Raw genomic sequence first — 18,216 nt, 5'->3', positions numbered from 1 at the left:
GTCGCGCTCAAATGTCCGCTTCGACTTCGTTGCCCTTCTCTTCGAGCCAGCTTCGGCGCGAGGCCGCTTCGCCCTTGCCCATCAGCATCGTCATGCGCGAGACGGTGAGGTCGAAGCCGAGATCGCCGAGGCCGACCGGCAGCAGGCGGCGCGTGTCCGGGTTCATCGTCGTGTCCCAGAGCTGCTCTGCGCTCATTTCGCCGAGGCCCTTGAAGCGGCTGATGGTCCACGCCGTGTCCCGCACGCCGTCCTTGCGCAGTTTGTCGAGGATGGCTTCGAGCTCGCCCTCGTCGAGCGCATAGAGTTTCTGCGCAGGCTTCTTGCCGCGCGCGGGCGCATCGACGCGAAAGAGCGGCGGACGCGCGACACACACATGGCCGCGTTCGATGAGTTGCGGGAAGTGCTTGAAGAAGAGCGTGAGCAGCAGCACCTGAATGTGCGCGCCGTCGACGTCCGCGTCCGAGAGGATGCAGATCTTGCCGTAGCGCAGATTCGACAGATCGATCTGGTCGTCGGGGCCATGCGGATCGACACCGATCGCGACGGCGATGTCATGCACTTCGTTGTTCGCGAAAAGACGGTCGCGTTCCGTTTCCCACGTGTTCAGCACCTTGCCGCGCAGCGGGAGAATCGCCTGAAACTCCTTGTCGCGGCCCATTTTCGCGGACCCGCCCGCCGAATCGCCCTCGACGAGAAAAAGCTCGTTGCGCGCGATATCCGTCGATTCGCAATCCGTGAGCTTGCCCGGCAACACGGCGACGCCCGAGCTCTTCTTCTTCTCGATCTTCTGGCCGGCGCGCGTGCGGGCCTGCGCCTGACGGATCACGAGCTCCGCCAGCTTCTTGCCGTACTCGACGTGCTGGTTCAGCCATAGCTCGAGCGCAGGCCGCGAGAACGACGACACGAGCTTCACCGCATCGCGGCTATTGAGACGCTCCTTGATCTGCCCTTGGAATTGCGGATCGAGCACCTTCGCCGACAGCACGAACGACACGCGCGCGAACACGTCTTCCGCGAGCAGCTTCACGCCTTTGGGCTGCAGGTTATGAATCTCGACGAAATTCTTCACCGCCTGAAAAAGGCCATCGCGCAGGCCGGATTCATGCGTGCCGCCCGCCGGCGTCGGAATCAGGTTCACATACGATTCGCGCAAGAGCGGCCCTTCCTCGCTCCACGCGACGACCCACGACGCGCCCTCGCCTTCAGCGAAGGTTTCCTCGGTGTTGCGCGAGCTTTCCGCATAGCGCTCGCCTTCGAACAACGGAATCAGCAGTTCGCTGCCGCCCATGCCTTCGAGCAGATAGCCGCGCAGACCATCTTCATATTTCCACGTCTGACGCTCGCCCGTCTTCTCGACGACCAGCACCACTTCGACGCCCGGCAGCAGCACGGCCTTCGAGCGCAAGAGACGCTGCAATTCGCCGAGCGGCAGATTGGCGGAATCGAAGTACTTCGGGTTCGGCCAGGCACGCACGCGTGTGCCGCTTTTCTTGGCGCCGCGCTCCGCTGGGCGCGTCGTGAGTTCTTCGATGACGTCGCCGTTGGAAAACGCGAGTTGCGCGACCTTGTTGTCGCGCCAGACCGTCACTTCGAGGCGCGTCGCGAGCGCGTTCGTCACCGAAACGCCGACGCCGTGCAGACCGCCCGAGAAGGTGTAGGCGCCGCCCGCGGCCTTGTCGAATTTGCCGCCCGCATGCAGCCGCGTGAACACGATCTCGACGACCGGCACGCCTTCTTCCGGATGCAGGCCGAAGGGAATGCCGCGGCCATCGTCCTCGACGGAGACGGAATTATCGTTGTGCAGCGTGACGATGATCTGCTTGCCGTAACCGCCGAGCGCTTCGTCGGAGGCGTTGTCGATCACTTCCTGAATGATGTGCAGCGGATTCTCGGTGCGCGTGTACATGCCGGGCCGCTGCTTGACCGGCTCCAGCCCCTTGAGCACCTTGATCGATGCTTCGCTGTAGCCGGCTGCCTTGGCGTTCATGACGAGGCGCTTGCCGCGTTCAGTACCTGTCGCCATTGCGCTGGATTTTTTCGTGGACATAGTTGAACGTTGATCCGGCTCTCGAGCGTTCTCGCGGGAAATGCCACAACGTGACGCCCGATGTGCCGGCGAATGCTAGATGAAAATGCCTGGCCGGATGCCGGTGCGGGAGGCGGAAAACCGCCCGCCGATCCGAGCCGCGCTAGGAGAATAGCGGTTTTCGCCCGCCGCGCCCACCTCGGACCGATAAAACGCGTGTCGTGCGCGGCCGCCGAAGCGCCTACTTGCGCTTTGCTTCCAGCTCTTCCCAGCGCTCGAGCGCGACGAGCAATTCCTCTTCGATCGCCGCGTGGCGCTCCGACAGCCGCGCGCCTTCCTTCGCATCCCTGGCGAAGATCGAGCCGTCTTCGAGCTGCGCACCGATCGCCTTCTGCTCATCCTCCAGCTCGGCGATACGCGCCGGCAGTGCTTCGAGCTCGCGCTGTTCCTTGAACGACAGCTTGACCGTGCGCTGCGCGTTGCGGCCTGCCGCGCTTTCCTTCGGCGTGTCGTCCTTCGGCGCTTCCTTGGCCGTCTGACGCGCCGCTTCTTCCGCGATACGCGCCGAACGTTCGCGCTGAATCTGCCAGTCGGAGAAGCCGCCGACATACTCGCGCCACAGGCCGCCGCCCTCCGCGGCGAACACCGAGGTCACGACGTTGTCGAGAAACGCGCGGTCGTGGCTCACGAGCAACACGGTGCCGTCGTAATCCGCGAGCAGTTCTTCGAGCAGTTCGAGCGTGGGAATGTCGAGGTCGTTGGTCGGTTCGTCGAGCACGAGCACGTTCGCGGGCCGCGCGAACAGTCGCGCGAGCAACAGGCGATTGCGCTCGCCGCCCGAAAGCGAGCGCACCGGCGAACGCGCGCGCTCCGGCGCGAACAGGAAGTCGCCGAGATAACTCATCACGTGCTTCTTCACGCCGTTCACTTCCACCCATTCGCTGCCGGGGCTGATGGTGTCGGCGAGCGATTTGTCGAGCTCGAGTTGCGCGCGCATCTGATCGAAGTACGCGACCTGAATGTTGGTGCCGATGCGCACGCGGCCTTCGTCGGGCTGCAACTCGCCGAGCATGAGCTTCAGCAGTGTCGTCTTGCCGGCGCCGTTCGGGCCGACGAGACCGATCTTGTCGCCGCGCATCACGGTGGCCGTGAAGCGGTCGACGATCGTGCGCTCGCCGTAGCGTTTCGTCACGTCAGTCAGTTCCGCGACGATCTTGCCGGACTTCTCGCCCTGGCCGACATCGAGCTTCACGTTGCCCTGCACATTGCGGCGCTCGGCGCGCTCATTGCGCATTTCCACGAGCCGCGCGATGCGCCCGACGCTGCGCGTGCGCCGCGCCTCGACGCCCTTGCGAATCCACACTTCTTCTTGCGCGAGCAACTTGTCGAATTTTTCCTGCTCGACTTTTTCGACCTCGAGTTGCTGCGCCTTCCTCGTCTGATACGCGCTGAAATTGCCCGGATAAGACAGCAGACGCCCGCGATCCAGCTCGACGATGCGCGTCGCCACGCGATCGAGAAACGCGCGATCGTGCGTGATGAAAAGCAACCCGGTGCGCAACGTGACGAGCAACTCTTCCAGCCAGCGAATGCCGTCGAAGTCGAGATGGTTGGTCGGCTCGTCGAGCAGCAGCACATCAGGCTGCACGACGAGCGCACGCGCCAGCGCCACACGCTTTTTCATGCCGCCGGACAGGTCGCCCGCGCGCGCGTCGCCGTCGAGGCCGATTTGCGCGAGCGTGGTTGCGACACGCGTGCGCCAGTTCCACGCATCGCGCATATCGAGCGCCGATTGCAGCGCGTTCATGCGCGCGAGCAACGCGTCGTGCTCGGCGCCTTCGGGCGTGTCGGCGAGCGCGTGCGCGACGGCGTCGTACTCGTCGAGCAGTGCGCGCGCATCGGTCAGGCCGGAGGCGACGACATCGAACACGGAGGCGTCGAGATCGAACTCGGGCTCCTGCGGCACGTAGACGGTCGTGAGCTCGCTCTGACGCGTGACGAGGCCGTCGTCGGGCGCGGCGAGCCCCGCGACGATCTTGAGGAGCGACGACTTGCCCGCGCCGTTGCGGCCGATCAGCCCGACACGCTCGCCCGCTTCGAGCGAGAAGTCGGCGTGGTCGAGCAATGCGACGTGGCCGAACGCGAGCTGCGCGTCCGAAATGGAATAAAGCGACATGGGAAAACCGGATGAATGGCGAAGAATCGGTGACGAAGCCGACAACCGATGGAAGCGGCCATTGTACCGGGCGCCGCGCCCGACAACGCGCGACGCACGCGGCTTAGGCCGAACGGATGACGGTTCGCGGCCCAAAAACAGGAAGGCCGCCCGGATTCCCGATCCGCGGCGGCCTTCCCTCGTCTCGAGCCGAAAAACGCGTTACTTCACATGCACCTTGATCGACTGGCTCATTTCCGGCCCATAGGAACGGTGCGCGCCGTCGCCGAACTGCATCGTCAGCGTGTGATCGCCGGGCGGCAGCTTCACATCGGCTTCGGTCTGGCCCTTGCCGAAATGCAGCGACGTATCGTTCGCCGGAATCACGGTGCCCTTCGGCAGCGGCTTGCTATCGATCAGCAGATGGTGATGGCCGGTGCCGTCGGTCATCGTGCCCGCCGGCGCGATCGACATGCCATCGACGCCAAACCTCACGTGCACGGGGCTCGTGACGGTCGCGCCATCCTTCGGCTCGATGAAATAGACGCGCGCCTGCGCATGCGCCGCGCCGGCGTATTGCGCGAGCACGATCGCGCCCGTCAGCATCGCACCCAAGACCTTTTTGTTCATCGTTTTCTCCATGTTGTGAAACCGGTCGCTGGCGCGAAAGCGGCGCCGCAGACTCAAAAAGCATACACCGGGCTTTCGGATCGCCGTAATCGGGACCATCCTGTGGACGGTGCGATGCGGCGGGGCGTCGCGTTTCACGGCCCGGGCCGGGGACGATCGCGCCGATTCCTGTAAGATGCCGGGTCGCCGCGCCGCGCATCGTCTTCGAGCGCACGCGTCCGTTTATTTCTTTCGAATCAAGAGTCTGTCGTGAGCGAAGTCATCGAATTCAAGAGCTGGGTCTGCCTGATTTGCGGCTGGATCTACAACGAGGAAGAAGGTCTGCCGGACGAAGGCATTCCCGCCGGCACCCGTTTCGACGACATTCCTGCCGACTGGCGCTGCCCGTTGTGCGACGTGGGCAAGGCCGACTTCGTCGTCGTCGAGTTCTGATGCGGATTGCCGCTTTTCAGGCGGCAGTTTCGTTTCGTTTTTCACCGCGCCACCGCAATCAATTCGCGGCTCGTTTCGTCCACCGGCGCGCGATTCCAGTCCCCATACCAGTCGATGCGCGCAAAACCCGCATCGCGCAAAAGGCGCGCGAGTTCGTCGAGCGTGCGAAAGCGCAGTTCGCTCGCGGCGCTCAGCGTGTCTTCGGGCGTCGACGCGTAGCGGCAGTATGTCGTGAACGCGGCGCGGCCTGTCGTCGACGGATCGGGTTGCGCATGCCGCTCCTGCCACACTTCCACGGTCGTTCCGTCCGGCGCTTCGACGCACCGCGATGAGCGCTCGCGCGTCCAGTCTTCCCACGCGCGCGCCGCCGGATTGCGGCTTTCGAACGCGATCGCGCCGCCTGGCCGGATTGCGCGGCGCGCGGCCCTGAGCGTGGCGAGGAACGCGGCATCGTCGAGAAACACTTGTGCGACGTGGCCCGTCATCACGAGCAGATCCGCCGCGCCGACGAACGGCAGCGCCGTCGCATCGCCTTCGATCCACGTCACCTCGTCGCCTTGCGGACGCGCTCGCGCGACACGCAGCATGTGCGCCGACGGATCGATGCCCGTCACGCGATGCCCGCGCTTCGCCAGTTCGCAGGCGAGCAAGCCCGTGCCGCAGCCGAGATCGACGATATGTCCAGCCGGCTGCGCCAGCGCGAGATAGAACGCCGTGTCGGGCGCGCATGGATTGAGGGCGTCGTAGAGCGCGACGAAGCGCGGATCGTCGTAGCGCATCAGCGGCTCTGGTACCCGATCGCGTCGCGCATCGGCTGGCTGCCGATCATGATCGGGCCGGTGAATGGCGTATCGAGATCGAGGATCACGAGCACCGCCGATGCGATCGACAGCGCGCCGAGCATGATCGTCACGAGCGAGAGCGCGTTGCGCGGCGCGATCAGCCCGAAGCACAGGAAGATGATGAGCAGCCAGCCGACGAGTATCCGGTCGAACGGATAGGAAATCGATCCTTGCGCTTCCTCCACCAGCTTCCAGCGCAGCGCGATGAGTTGCTCGAAGCGCGCGGCGGCTTCGGCGGCAAGCTCGCGATGATACTCATCGTGCGGATGGAGCATGCGCACCTCGTGCTGGGCATTCCCCAATATCGCGCCGAATGTTTTGCTCGCGAGGCTGTCGGTCTTGGTCGACGGCTCGACGTTCGGATAATCGCCGGGCGGTCGCGGCTCGTTCGGCCACGTGCTCGCGACCCCCGCCGCCGTGTACGAGCGCAGGAGTTCGCGCGCGTGATCGAGATCGGCGCCGTAATCGCGCATGGCGCGATCGAGTTCGATGATCGAGGTCGCGTAGCTGCGCATGTCGCTGTTCGTGCTGTCGAAGACCGTTTTCGCCGATGCGGTCAGAAGGCCGAGCACGAGCGCCGCGAACGTGACCAGCATGCCGACGAGCAACTGGACGAGTTGCACCGTCTCCTGCGCCTTGTGTTCTTCGGGCAGAAGCGGCCGCACGATCGCGCCGAGGCCCGTGCTGGCCAATAAGAGAATGAAGACGAGCACCGCGGATTGGATTTCCGTCATGAGCGCGCGAGCCGTGATGGCGTGACCGGAGTGGTCGCATTATCGGCGGGAAAGCGCTCGCGGTCCAATGCGCACCGGATCAGGAAGAGCGCGGCAGCGAGGCGGCGACGAAATCAGGCGAGCGAGCGAGCGAGAAGAAGAAGACCGCGAGGGCGGCGTGTGGGATCGTGGTCCCCCCGGCAGGAATCGAACCTGCATCTAGCGCTTAGGAGGCACTCGTTCTATCCATTGAACTACGGGGAGCGGACCGCGCATGGCCGACAGCGTCGGCAAGCGAGCGCAGAGTATAGCAAACGCTACAGGCGGGATCGGCGTCGGCGCGAAGAAATTCGAACGCAATGGCGCGCGCCGCGAAAAATCGGCGAAACCCAGGGTTTGCACCTATCAAGTTTCGCGCCGCCATGCCGCCATCGGAATAATGGACCCATATCCCGATATCAAGCCGCAGGGCGCGTTTTCGGCGTTGCTGGCAGACCAGGACCTGACGCACCTCGAACTGGTGCTGCGTCGTTCGTTGTCGTGCGATCTCGGCGGGCCGTTGCTGCCGCCCTCGTACTGGCGCGAGCGGCTCGCATCCATCACGCGTCAGTCACATCTCTCTCACACGCAGATTCAGACCGTGCATCGGCTGTATCTGCATATCGACGCGTTCGAGGCGGCCGGGCGCCAGCGCGAAGAAGAACTCAGACGCGAACGCGAGCAGGCGCGCGCCGTCGCGGCCGGCGGCGGAAACGCTCAAAGCGCCTGAGCGCGTTTCAATGGCGATGCCTCAGCCACCACTCGCGCAATGGATGCCGGTGCGCGTGGTCTCGCGCCGCCACGCGCCTGCGATGTTCATCGCGCCAGTCCTGCGCGAGCAGCACGATGACGATCGTCGCCAGGCACGCAAGCCCGACGAAAATGCTCGACAAATCCCACATGACGTCCTCCCGCTTTCCACTGGCGCCATGTATCGATTTTAGGTCACGCGCCGCCCCGGTTCACGCCGCCTGACGCGCGCGCTGTTGCTGTTGCGCGTGCGCCGCGAGCCGCACCGCCGCGTTGGCCGCGCCGTAGCCGTCGTAGCCGCCGCGCCGCTCGATCACTTCGAGGAAGAAGCGCTGATCGAGCTGCTCCGTATACGCGTGGAAGAACTCGCCGCCGCGCTCGTCGCGGTCGTAAAGGATGTTGTGCTCGCGCATCTGGTCGATCTGCTCGTCGGGCAGGCCGAACCGTGCCACGAGATCGTCGTAATAGTTGCCCGGGATACGCAGAAATTTGACGCCGTCGGTTTCGAGGCGCGGAATCGCATCGAAGATATCGGGCGTGCTGAACGCGACATGGTTCAGGCCCGAGCCACGATAGGTCGATAGCGACTCCGACACCGCGGTATAGCGATCGACCGACGCATTCAGCGCAATGCGCACCGAGCCGTCGCGGCTTCTCACCGCGCGGCTGCGCACGAGGCCGTACGGATCGGGAACGAGCACGGCGGGTTCGGTCTCGAAGCCGAACGCGCTTCTGAAGAACAGCACCCACGTATCGAGCGCATCGGCGGGAAGCGACAGGCACACGTGATCGATGCGCGCGAGCGGCCCCACTTCGTACGGCCCGTCGATGTCCGTCAGAATGAAGTCGGACTCCCACAACGTCGGGGCGCCGGGCGCTTCGTCGACGAAATAGTCGAGACTGCCGTCGGGCGACTGTACGCCGGGCACCACGCGCTCGTTCGGGCCGACTTGGCCGGAGAACGGCGTCGAGCCATACGCGGCGGCGCGCTCGAACGCCTGCTTCGCGTCATCGACATGAAACGCCGACGCGCACAGCGACAAGCCGTGCTTCTGAAAAAAGGCGCTCGCGAACGAATCGGCTTCGGCGTTGAGCACGATCGATCCCGCGCCGTGCCGATACAACGCGACATCCTTCGAGCGATGCTTGCCCGCGAGCCTGAAACCGAGCCGGCCGAGCCATTGCGCGAGATGCTCGCGCGTGCGGTCGTCGACGGCGAATTCGAGGAACTGGAAGCCGATGTGCTCGGGCGGCGCGGGCGGGTTGAACAGCTCCGGCGGCGCGTTGTCGCCCATCAGCTCACGCGTCTGCTCCTCGAGGAAACGCAGCGAGCGATAGCCGTCCGCCGCCGTGATCGCGGTCGGCGCGGCGCGAAAGCCATCATTGAAAATCTCGAGCGACAGCGGACCCTTGTAGCCCGCTTCGAGCACGCGCGCGGTGAAGCCCGCGACATCGAACGCGCCCTGTCCCGGAAAGCAGCGATAGTGACGGCTCCATTCGAGCACGTCCATCGCGAGCACGGGTGCATCGGCGATCTGCACGAACGCGATGCGTTCGCCCGGAATCGACGCGATCTCCTCCACCGAATCGCGGATCGACAGCGTGTGGAACGTGTCGAGCGCAAGCCCGAGGTTCGGATGATTCACCGCGTCGACGAGCTTCCACGCGTGCTTGTACGAGTTCACGTAGCGGCCCCACGCGAGCGCCTCGTACGCGACGATCACGCCCGCCTCCTTCGCGATGTTCGCGAGCACCCCGAGCTGATCGGTGAGCAATGCGTCGTCGCGGATCGTGTCGGGCGACACGTTGCTGCACACGAGAATGCGGTCCGTGCCGAGCTCGTGCATCAGTTCGAACTTGCGCTTCGCACGCTCGACGTTTCTCGCGAGCCGCTCGGGGCTCACGCCGTCGAAATCGCGGAAGGGCTGGAAAAGGTAGATTTCGAGGCCGAGATCCGCGCACATGCGGCGCACGTCGCCGGGCGTGCCGTCGAAATACAGCAGATCGTTCTCGAAGATCTCGACGCCGTCGAAACCGGCCGCCTTGATGGCCCGCAACTTCTCGGGGAGCGTGCCGCTGATGGAAACCGTGGCGATGGAAGTGCGGATTGAACGCAGCATCGCTGCCTCCTCGTTGCAATTCGGTGAATGCGGGATGGATCTGAGCGGCGCTTTCCAGTGTAGGACGTCCGCATGAGAGACGCGCGCAATCCATGTCATTCTGCGAGATAATAACAAACTAACTAGACCGTACAAAGTAGTGAAAACACGAACCGACAAGGCTCCTGCGTGCGTTCACACTGCGCCATAGTCTATTTCGCACTGCAGCATGCAGTGCTCATCCATGCCGGAGCGCTCGCGTGACCAACAAGACTTCGTATCTCATCGGCCTGATCGGATCCGGCATCGCCGGCTCGCTCACGCCCGCCATGCACGAAAAGGAAGGCGGCAACCTCGGCCTCAACTACGTGTATCGCCGCATCGACCTTCAGGCGCTGGCGCTGGAGCCCTCCGCCCTGCCCGATCTGCTCGACGCCGCCGAACGCATGGGCTACGACGGCCTGAACATCACGTACCCGTGCAAGCAAAGCGTGATCCCGTTACTCGACGAGCTCGACCCCGACGCCCGCGCGCTCGGCGCCGTGAATACGGTCGTGCTGAAGGACGGCAAGCGCATCGGCTACAACACGGACGGGTCGGGATTTGCGCGCGCGTTCCAGCGCGGGCTGCCCGGCGTGCCGATGGAACGCGTGGTGCAGCTCGGCGCGGGTGGCGCGGGCGCGGCCGTCGCCCATGCCGCCCTGACGATGGGCGCGCGCGAGCTCAGGCTGTTCGATTCCGACGCGGCACGCGCCGCCTCGCTTGCCGCTGAACTCGCGGCGCGCTTTCCGGATCGCATCGTAAAAAGCGGCGGCGACCTGCGCGAAACGCTCGCCGGCGCAAGCGGCCTCATCCACGCGACACCGACCGGCATGGCGAAGCTGCCCGGCCTGCCGCTTCCGGCGCAATACCTGCACAAGGCATTGTGGGTTGCGGAAATCGTCTACTTCCCGCTCGAAACCGAGTTGCTGAAAGCCGCAAAGGCGCTCGGCTGCCGCACGGTGAGCGGCGGCGGCATGGCGGTATGCCAGGCGGTCGATGCGCTGCGCATCTTCACCGGCCGCGAGCCGGATGCCGAGCGCATGTTCGCGCATTTCCAGAGCTTGCTGGAACGTTGATTACCCGATAGCCACGAAAAAACGGCGACCTCGTGAGAGTGTCGCCGTTTTTCGATGCGCGCGAAGAAAGGATCAGCCGCCGCGCCGCATGTAGCGCGACACCGCATCGACGATCATCTCTCGATGACGCGCACGCGAACGCGCGCCCGACGGATCGCGCCCGAACGCCGCGCCCCACGTATGACGGTTCGCCACACGGTGAAAGCAGAACGAGCTGATCATCAGATGCAGGTCGATCGGATCGACGTCGTCGCGAAAGGTGCCCGCCGCGACGCCGCGCGCGATGAGATCCTCGATGGTCTTCACGACCGTCGAATTGCGCGTCTTGAAGGTCTTCGATCGTTCGATGTACTTCGCGCCATGAATGTTTTCGATGGTCACGAGGCGCACGAAATCGCGATGCTTGTCGTGATAGTCGAACGTGAAACCGATGAATTCGCGCAGCGCTTCCTCCGGCTCCATTTCCGCGAGTTGCAACTCCTGTTCGAGCGCGCGGATATCGCCGTAGACCTGTTCCAATACCGCTTCGTACAAGCCTTCCTTGCTGCCGAAGTAGTAGTACAACATGCGCTTCGTGGTGTTGGTGCGCTCCGCGATGGCGTCGACGCGCGCGCCCGCGAGGCCCATCGCCGAAAACTCCTGCGTGGCAATGTCGAGAATGTTCCGCTTGGTCTCCTCAGGATCGTACTTGCGCCGCCCTTGCTCCGTGGTCGACGAGGGCGCAGCAGTAGCGGCCTTGCTTCCTTTCTTCATTTTTCTGTCTGAGAACGGCGTTGAAAATCGATTCTAGCACGCGCTATTGACGCATCCTCGCCATAACAGGCGTTCATTACGGAGGGCTTCACCTATAATTTTTTTACCCCGCGGACAAATCGAAAATCCACATGCGCAAGAAGTATTCGCTCTTTCTGGCTCCCTCCATTCTGGCCACATGGTGTCTCTGCGCGACGGCGCAGACCGCGTTGCCGCCCGGCCATCCGTCGTCGCGACAACTGATGGCCGCCGAAGGCGTGATGACGAGCGCGAACATCGCGCGCGGCGCGGCGGATGTCTGTCATATCGATGCCGCGAAGGTCGCGCGCTTTCGGGATGTCGTGCGCACGAGCTATCCCGACGCACCCGATTTCGATGGCGAATGGAAGCTCGGCCTCGCGCAGGCACAACCGACCGTCGATCGCTTCGAGAAGCTGAAGACGAGCAATCCGGCGGAGTATCAAAAGGAAATCGGCGAGGCGTGCCCGGCGCTCGATCGCGGCATCGACGACGTCACGCAGCAGTAATCACGCGCTCTTGCCGTCGTAGTGCGCGCGCTTTTCCGCGTACATGGCGGCGTCCGCGCGTTGCAGCATCGGTTCGAGCCGCTCGCCGTCGTGCGCGGTGGCCGCGCCCATCGCGAAACAAAGCGGATTGCCCGAATAGAACTGGTTGTTCACTTCGAGCAACTGGCGAATGCTCTCGATCACCGCCTCGCCGTCGCGCTCGTCGGCGCCGGGCAGAAGCACCATGAACTCGTCGCCGCCGATGCGCGCCGCCTGGAACGGCTTCTCCACCGCCTTGCCGAGCACTTCGCCCGCGCGGCGCAACAGCGCGTCGCCGGCGGCGTGGCCGAGTTGATCGTTGACGGCCTTGAGCCCGTTCACATCGACCGCGATCGCCGTCACCGGGAACGGGCCCTTGCGTTCGAGGCGATTGATTTCGTCGATATAGAACGAGCGATTCTTGAGCTTCGTGAGCACGTCGTGCTTGCCGAGGAATTCCAGATACGCCTCGGCCTTCTTGCGCGCGGTGATGTCCGTGAGCGCGACGAGCACGAGATCCCAGCGCGCCTCGTGCCCCGGGAATACCGAGAACTGCAGATGCACATGCACCTCGTTGCCTTCGAGCGAATAGTTGAGCACCTCGCGCTGATGGAAGAGCTTCCCATCCCACAGATCGATCAACTGTTCCTGGAAGTGCTGCTGCATGTCGTCGCGGAAGACTTCGGACAGGCGCGCGAGCAGCGTGGCCTTGGTCGGCGCGGCGAACATCCGCAGCGTATGCTGATTCACGTCGAGCACGTGAATCTCCTGCATGCAGCGTTCGACGAACTCCGGATGAACGTTGGTGAACGTGCGAAAGTCGACGATGCCGCGCTCGCGCACATCGTCCAGTAGCGACTTCACGGAACTGAAGTCTTCCACCCACAGCGACACCGGTGAATGCTCGAACAGTCCGCGCGCATACAGTTCGCTCGCGGCGGCGGTGCGGCGCATCGCTTCGAGCTCGGTGATGTCCTCGATCGTGACGAGCACGCGGGTCCATGTGTCTTCGTGGCCCGGCAGGACGACCGCCTTGAGCAGCACGTCGAGGCGCTTGCCGTCGAGCGTGTAGTTGACCGTCTGACTCACGAAGCGCGGCTTGCCGCACCACAACTGCTCCAGTTCGTCGATGTGTGTGGTGAGCATGTCATCGCGGAACACACGATCGAGGTTCTGCACGAGATGATCGACGTCTCTTGCCTGAAACAGCGACAGCGTGCGCTGATTGACCTTCACGACGCGAATGCGTGACGAACACTCGGCCACGCATTCCGGATTCTCGGCGAGAAACGCGCGCAGATCCGTGACGCCCGCCGCGCGCCAGCGCTCGATCTGCTCGCGCACGGCGCTGAAGTCCTCGAGCCAGAGCGAGACGGGCGCGAGGTCGAACATGTCGGCATCGTCCTCCGGCACGCTCGCCGGCATGAATTGACCGGCAGTGCGGCGCGGGTCGTTTGGCATGGTCATCCTTTCGGCTCGCGCCGGCTAAAAAATGGGTCCCTGGTCGATACTCCATTCATCTCATTATTGTAGCCTGCGTCATATTTCCGGAAGCCGCGTCGCCCGCGCGCGTACACGCGCAGCGGCGTTTGCGCTCATGCCCGATATCGGGGGCGGATGCTACACTCGATTGGCCACGCCCTTGCCGCATCCACGTTCTACGTTGCGCAACCCTTAGGCACGTTTGCTGCACTGCCGGGAGGATTGCGCGACGCCACGCAGTCCGATGCGCTGTGCGGCATCCATCCACATCGCAAGAAGAAGGAGGCACGACTCTCATGGCTGATTTCCGCATCTGGTCCGACGAATTTCCGGCGAACGGCTTCATGACGCACGCACAGGAATTCGACCAGCAAGCCTTCGGCGGCTCGGGCGAGAACATTTCCCCGGCGCTGCAATGGGAAGATCCGCCCGCCGACACGCGCAGTCTCGCGCTCACCGTCTACGACCCCGACGCGCCCACGGGCAGCGGTTTCTGGCACTGGATCGTCGTCAACATTCCAGCCGATGTGCGCTCGCTGCCGCGCAATGCCGGCAAGCCCGACGGCAGTCTGCTGCCGCAAGGCGCGCTGCAACTTCGCAACGATTACGGCACGGTCGGTTTCGGCGGCGCGGCGCCGCCGCGTGGCGACAAGCCGCATCGGTATATCTTCCGCATCCATGCGCTTTCCGCGGAGAGCCTGCCGCTCGACGGGAACGTGACCAACGCGGTGGCGCGCTTCATGATCCATCTCAACGAAATCGATTCGGCGACCTACACCGGCCTCTACGAGTTGAAGTAAAGCCGGGAATGCGGCGCGGCGTGACCGCGCCGCGCTCACACAGCCATTTGAAAACGGCGCGTCGTACAACGCGCCGCTCCCACTTCCCGCCCATCGATGGACTCCGACCAAGGTCTGCCGCTGCCCCAGCGATACTGGGCGATTGCCGTCGTCGCGCTCGGCATTACGCTCGCGGTGCTCGACGGCGCCATCGCGAACGTCGCGCTGCCGACCATTGCCCGCAATCTGAATGCTTCTCCCGCCGACTCCGTCTGGGTCGTCAACGCGTATCAGCTCGCGATCACCATCTCGCTTCTGCCGCTCGCCTCGCTCGGCGATCGCATCGGCTACCGGCGCGTGTACATGGCGGGGCTTGCGCTCTTCACGGTGTCGTCGTTCGCGTGCGCGCTGTCCGATTCGCTTCTCACGCTCACCATCGCGCGCGTGGTGCAGGGCTTCGGCGCGGCGGGGATCATGAGCGTGAACACGGCGCTCGTGCGCATCATCTATCCGCACGATCAGCTCGGGCGCGGCGTATCCATCAACGCGACGGTCGTCGCCATTTCGTCGGTGATCGGACCGACGGTGGCCTCGGGCGTGCTTTCCGTCGCGACCTGGCCGTGGCTGTTCGCGATCAACGTGCCGATCGGCATCGCGGCGTTCGCGTTCGGCTGGAAGTCGCTGCCGCGCACGCCGGGGCATCGGCAGCCGTATGACTACATCAGCGCGATCATGAACGCGCTCTTCTTCGGCATTGCGATCGTTGCGGTCGATGGCTTCGGGCATGGCGAGCATCGTCCGTATCTCATCGGTGAGATCATCGCGACGGCCGTCATCGGCTACTTCTTCGTGAAGCGGCAATTGACGCAAAGCGCGCCGCTGCTGCCCGTCGATCTGATGCGCATTCCGGTGTTCGCGCTCTCGGTCGGCGCGTCGGTGTGTTCGTTCTGCGCGCAGATGCTCGCGTTCGTGTCGCTGCCGTTCCTGCTGCAGAACAATTTCGGCATGAGCCAGGTCGAGACAGGGTTTCTGATGACGCCGTGGCCGCTCGTGATCGTGTTCGTCGCGCCGCTCGCTGGCGTGCTCGCGGATCGCTATCCGGCGGGACTGCTCGGCGGCATCGGGCTCGCGATTCTGACCGTCGGGCTCGTGCTGCTCGCAAGCGTCGGCGCGCATCCGGGCGCGCTCGACATTGCGTGGCGCATGGCCGTATGCGGGCTCGGCTTCGGCCTCTTCCAGTCGCCCAACAATCGTCAGATGCTCTCGTCCGCGCCGCGTCATCGCAGCGGCGGCGCGAGCGGCATGCTCGGCACCGCGCGCCTCACCGGGCAGACGCTGGGCGCGGCGCTCGTCGCACTGATCTTCGGCGTCGCGCCGAAGCAGGGCCCCGTGATTGCGATTGCGCTCGCGGCGGCGTTCGCGGCGGCTGCCGCCGTGGTGAGCCTGCTGCGCCTCACCGGCAAGCGCAGCATCGAGCCGGCCTGACCGCCCTCTTCTCTCGTGGCCGCGCGGGCGCTCGCTGGGCACAGCCTTTGCTGAAAACTCGGGCATGGATTCCGCTCCCCGCGGAACGTTCGAAACAGCAACAAAGGAGTGTGTTCATGGCCATTTCCCTCAACGGTTGCAAGGTTGCGATTCTCGCCGTCGACGGCTTCGAGCAGGCAGAGCTCGTCGAGCCGCAACGCGCGCTCAAGGAAGCCGGTGCGCAGGTGGATGTCGTGTCCCAAAAGCCGGGGCAGATCCAAGGTTTCAAGCACGTCGACAAGGGCGACAAGGTGAACGTCGATGTCACGCTCGACGCCGTCAACGCCGCCGACTACGACGCGGTCGTGTTGCCGGGCGGCGTCGTGAATGGCGACGCGATCCGGCTCGACGCGAAGGCGCAGAGTTTCGTGAAGGACGCCGATCAGGCGAAGAAGCCGATCGCGGTGATCTGCCACGGCGGCTGGCTGCCGATTTCGGCGGGCATCGTCGCGGGCCGCACGATGACGAGCTGGCCGAGTCTGCAAGACGACATTCGCAACGCGGGCGGCACGTGGGTCGATCAGGAAGTGCAGATCGACGGCAATCTCATCACGAGCCGCAAGCCCGACGATCTGCCCGCGTTCAACAAGGCGCTGATCGAAGCGCTCGAAAAGACGCGCACCGCGTGATGCATCGCACCGGAGCCAAGCCGATGTCGAGATCGCTCATTTCACTCACGCGCGCAATCGCGTTGTCGCTCGCCGCCGTGGCTGCGGCGGCGCCTGCCGCGCAGGCACAGACCGAAGGCGCGGCGAGCGCCGCGCGCAACGAAAAGCTCTCACTCATCGATCAGCAGTTCCTTCAGGACGCCGGTCAGGCAGGCGCGACCGAGCTCGCGGCGAGCAAGCTCGCGCTCACGCGCGCGAGCGACCGGCAGGTGCGGGAATTCGCACAGCGAATGATCGTCGATCACACGAAGCTCGCCCGCAATCTCGATGTGCTCGCCAAGCGCCACGGCATCACGGCGCCGCCGGCCGCCGATTCTTCCGTGATCGGCAGCCTGCAAAATCTCCAGGGCGCCGAGTTCGACAAGGCCTATATTGAAAAGGTAGCCTTGGACGGCCATCAGAAGGCCGTCGCGCTATTCAGGAAGGAGAGCGAAAGCGGCAACGATACTGCCCTGAAGGCGGCGGCGACCAAGGCGTTGCCGGTCATCAGCCATCACTACGAGATGGCGCAGCAGCTCGCCAAAGCGAAGGCGGCGTCATGAGCGTCGCGAACGTCGCCGGGCCCGCGGCTGCTCCCCGTTCACCTTGCCGCCCCGCTTATGAGGACTCGACCATGCACATCACGTTTGCAGACGAAGCCCCCGTTTATGACGGCGACGACCTCGCCATTCACTTTGCCGCCCTCATCGACGGCGAGCCGGTCGTGTGTTCGATCACCGCCGAAGCGCTCGAAGATCATTTCGGCGCGAAGTCGCCACGCGAGGACGATCTGCTCGAGGCCTACGCGCGCGGCACGGCGCGCATTCGCGCGGTGTGCGCCGAAGTCCTCGACGACAACGGCGGCCAGCCCGCCGTGCTGAGGAGCGGATTGTTCCGCGTCGCCGGCATGGAGCCCGACTGAGCGGCGCTGGAGCTTCGCCCGCGCGCGACGCATCTCACATCACGCAAGCCAAACAAGGAGGGAACATGTCACTGATCATTGCCGGCCGATTCCAGACCTTTCCCGCGGCCGAATCAGCAGCCCAGAAGCTCTTCGCGCAAGGTTTCGTCGAAGAAGACGTGACGCTCTTCTTCGTCAATCCGAGCGGCCAGCACGCGCGCTTTCCGGTCGGGGGCGATGTCGGCACCGACGCGGGCGCGAGCGCCGCGCCCAAAGGCGCCGGCAAGGGCGTGACGATCGGAGCGGTCGCGGGTGCGGTCGTGGGCGCTGCGATTTTCGCGGTCTTTCATGCGCCGCTGCTCGTCTCGGTGATCGCGGCCGGCGTCGGCGCGTATGTGGGCTCGCTCGTCGGCGCAATGTCGCATACGAAAAAGAAGCCGCAAGACGCCGCGCACGCCGAGGAACCCACGCGCCACGCAGGCGTCCTCGTTGCCGTTCATGTGTCGCCGGAAACGCAGGAGCGGGCCACGACGACGCTGCGCGAGGCGGGCGGCATGGATATCGAGCGTGCGTCGGGACGCTGGAAACAGGGCCGCTGGAGCGACTTCGACCCGTTGCAGCCGCCGCATCCGGTAAAGGAGTTCGCGCAGACGCGTGCGTGATCGTTTTCACCCCGCGAATGAAAAAACGCCCGCTTCCCGCGGTAATGCCGTTCAGTTAAGGTCTTTTCTTAGATAACGAACGGTGTACCGTTTAGGGCGGGATTTGACGACCCGGTCGC

The 18,216-nt window shown here is 64.5% G+C and carries 19 protein-coding genes and 1 tRNA gene; 10 read left to right on the top strand and 10 right to left on the bottom strand.

Annotated elements, in window-relative coordinates; genetic code table 11:
• Nucleotides 1–7: 7 nt before the first annotated feature.
• From NCS58_RS04910 to NCS58_RS04900, 3 genes are all read right to left on the bottom strand, one after another.
• Nucleotides 8–1,987, bottom strand: a complete 1,980-nt coding sequence (locus NCS58_RS04910) for a DNA topoisomerase IV subunit B (RefSeq protein ID WP_061120639.1) — start codon at nucleotides 1,985–1,987, stop codon at nucleotides 8–10.
• A 280-nt stretch (nucleotides 1,988–2,267) separates the two neighbouring features.
• Nucleotides 2,268–4,202 carry a ribosomal protection-like ABC-F family protein gene (gene abc-f, locus NCS58_RS04905; protein ID WP_250538002.1) on the bottom strand — a complete coding sequence of 645 codons (1,935 nt, stop codon included), beginning with the start codon at nucleotides 4,200–4,202 and terminating at the stop codon, nucleotides 2,268–2,270.
• Nucleotides 4,203–4,403: 201 nt separating this feature from the next.
• Nucleotides 4,404–4,811, bottom strand: coding sequence for a DUF4399 domain-containing protein (locus tag NCS58_RS04900; RefSeq protein ID WP_061120640.1), 408 nt, complete (start codon nucleotides 4,809–4,811; stop codon nucleotides 4,404–4,406).
• A gap of 249 nt (nucleotides 4,812–5,060) precedes the next feature.
• On the opposite strand from NCS58_RS04900, the gene NCS58_RS04895 reads away from it, so the two are divergent.
• Complete coding sequence (locus NCS58_RS04895) at nucleotides 5,061–5,243, top strand: rubredoxin (RefSeq protein WP_061120587.1); 183 nt, start codon at nucleotides 5,061–5,063, stop codon at nucleotides 5,241–5,243.
• A gap of 41 nt (nucleotides 5,244–5,284) precedes the next feature.
• On the opposite strand, the gene NCS58_RS04890 is transcribed toward NCS58_RS04895, so the two are convergent.
• From NCS58_RS04890 to NCS58_RS04880, 3 genes are all read right to left on the bottom strand, one after another.
• Complete coding sequence (locus NCS58_RS04890; RefSeq protein ID WP_250476461.1) at nucleotides 5,285–6,022, bottom strand: bifunctional 2-polyprenyl-6-hydroxyphenol methylase/3-demethylubiquinol 3-O-methyltransferase UbiG; 738 nt, start codon at nucleotides 6,020–6,022, stop codon at nucleotides 5,285–5,287.
• The gene (locus tag NCS58_RS04885) at nucleotides 6,022–6,819 is read right to left on the bottom strand and encodes a hypothetical protein (RefSeq protein WP_250538001.1); all 798 of its coding nucleotides are present in this window, start codon (nucleotides 6,817–6,819) and stop codon (nucleotides 6,022–6,024) included. The genes NCS58_RS04890 and NCS58_RS04885 overlap by 1 nt, the downstream gene beginning before the upstream one ends.
• A gap of 168 nt (nucleotides 6,820–6,987) precedes the next feature.
• Nucleotides 6,988–7,062 (bottom strand) — tRNA-Arg (locus NCS58_RS04880).
• Nucleotides 7,063–7,237: 175 nt separating this feature from the next.
• Here NCS58_RS04880 and NCS58_RS04875 point away from each other — a divergent pair.
• Nucleotides 7,238–7,567 carry a hypothetical protein gene (locus NCS58_RS04875; RefSeq protein WP_061120603.1) on the top strand — a complete coding sequence of 110 codons (330 nt, stop codon included), beginning with the start codon at nucleotides 7,238–7,240 and terminating at the stop codon, nucleotides 7,565–7,567.
• A gap of 7 nt (nucleotides 7,568–7,574) precedes the next feature.
• Here NCS58_RS04875 and NCS58_RS04870 read toward each other — a convergent pair whose 3' ends face one another.
• Together NCS58_RS04870 and NCS58_RS04865 are read right to left on the bottom strand one after the other, a co-directional pair.
• The gene (locus NCS58_RS04870; protein ID WP_250476460.1) at nucleotides 7,575–7,739 is read right to left on the bottom strand and encodes a hypothetical protein; all 165 of its coding nucleotides are present in this window, start codon (nucleotides 7,737–7,739) and stop codon (nucleotides 7,575–7,577) included.
• A 60-nt stretch (nucleotides 7,740–7,799) separates the two neighbouring features.
• Nucleotides 7,800–9,695: a sugar phosphate isomerase/epimerase and 4-hydroxyphenylpyruvate domain-containing protein gene (locus tag NCS58_RS04865; RefSeq protein WP_061120642.1), complete on the bottom strand. Its 1,896-nt coding sequence runs from the start codon at nucleotides 9,693–9,695 to the stop codon at nucleotides 7,800–7,802.
• A gap of 251 nt (nucleotides 9,696–9,946) precedes the next feature.
• Here NCS58_RS04865 and NCS58_RS04860 point away from each other — a divergent pair, with 251 nt between their 5' ends.
• Nucleotides 9,947–10,804, top strand: a complete 858-nt coding sequence (locus NCS58_RS04860) for a shikimate dehydrogenase (RefSeq protein WP_061120604.1) — start codon at nucleotides 9,947–9,949, stop codon at nucleotides 10,802–10,804.
• A 72-nt stretch (nucleotides 10,805–10,876) separates the two neighbouring features.
• On the opposite strand, the gene NCS58_RS04855 is transcribed toward NCS58_RS04860, so the two are convergent.
• The gene (locus tag NCS58_RS04855) at nucleotides 10,877–11,557 is read right to left on the bottom strand and encodes a TetR family transcriptional regulator (protein ID WP_250538000.1); all 681 of its coding nucleotides are present in this window, start codon (nucleotides 11,555–11,557) and stop codon (nucleotides 10,877–10,879) included.
• A 131-nt stretch (nucleotides 11,558–11,688) separates the two neighbouring features.
• Between NCS58_RS04855 and NCS58_RS04850 the strand changes: the two genes are divergently transcribed.
• Nucleotides 11,689–12,084 carry a hypothetical protein gene (locus NCS58_RS04850; RefSeq protein WP_250537999.1) on the top strand — a complete coding sequence of 132 codons (396 nt, stop codon included), beginning with the start codon at nucleotides 11,689–11,691 and terminating at the stop codon, nucleotides 12,082–12,084.
• On the opposite strand, the gene NCS58_RS04845 is transcribed toward NCS58_RS04850, so the two are convergent.
• Nucleotides 12,085–13,563, bottom strand: coding sequence for a sensor domain-containing diguanylate cyclase (locus NCS58_RS04845; RefSeq protein ID WP_250537998.1), 1,479 nt, complete (start codon nucleotides 13,561–13,563; stop codon nucleotides 12,085–12,087).
• Nucleotides 13,564–13,880: 317 nt separating this feature from the next.
• On the opposite strand from NCS58_RS04845, the gene NCS58_RS04840 reads away from it, so the two are divergent.
• From NCS58_RS04840 to NCS58_RS04815, 6 genes are all read left to right on the top strand, one after another.
• Entirely contained in the window at nucleotides 13,881–14,384 is a 504-nt protein-coding gene (locus NCS58_RS04840; protein WP_061120607.1) for a YbhB/YbcL family Raf kinase inhibitor-like protein, read from the top strand.
• A gap of 96 nt (nucleotides 14,385–14,480) precedes the next feature.
• Complete coding sequence (locus NCS58_RS04835) at nucleotides 14,481–15,848, top strand: MFS transporter (RefSeq protein WP_061120608.1); 1,368 nt, start codon at nucleotides 14,481–14,483, stop codon at nucleotides 15,846–15,848.
• 116 nt (nucleotides 15,849–15,964) lie between these two features.
• Nucleotides 15,965–16,516, top strand: coding sequence for a type 1 glutamine amidotransferase domain-containing protein (locus NCS58_RS04830; protein ID WP_061120609.1), 552 nt, complete (start codon nucleotides 15,965–15,967; stop codon nucleotides 16,514–16,516).
• Between the two features lie 23 nt (nucleotides 16,517–16,539).
• Entirely contained in the window at nucleotides 16,540–17,097 is a 558-nt protein-coding gene (locus tag NCS58_RS04825; RefSeq protein WP_250537997.1) for a DUF4142 domain-containing protein, read from the top strand.
• Between the two features lie 71 nt (nucleotides 17,098–17,168).
• Nucleotides 17,169–17,456, top strand: a complete 288-nt coding sequence (locus NCS58_RS04820; protein ID WP_250476455.1) for a DUF1488 domain-containing protein — start codon at nucleotides 17,169–17,171, stop codon at nucleotides 17,454–17,456.
• 65 nt (nucleotides 17,457–17,521) lie between these two features.
• Nucleotides 17,522–18,097: a glycine zipper domain-containing protein gene (locus NCS58_RS04815; protein WP_250476454.1), complete on the top strand. Its 576-nt coding sequence runs from the start codon at nucleotides 17,522–17,524 to the stop codon at nucleotides 18,095–18,097.
• The last annotated feature ends 119 nt before the right edge of the window (nucleotides 18,098–18,216 follow it).

The sequence above is a fragment of the Caballeronia sp. INML3B genome (assembly GCF_023631305.1).
Taxonomy (GTDB): domain Bacteria; phylum Pseudomonadota; class Gammaproteobacteria; order Burkholderiales; family Burkholderiaceae; genus Caballeronia; species Caballeronia turbans.
The sequence above is the reverse complement of the archived record's forward strand: the minus strand, read 5'-3'. Positions and strand labels throughout refer to the sequence as shown.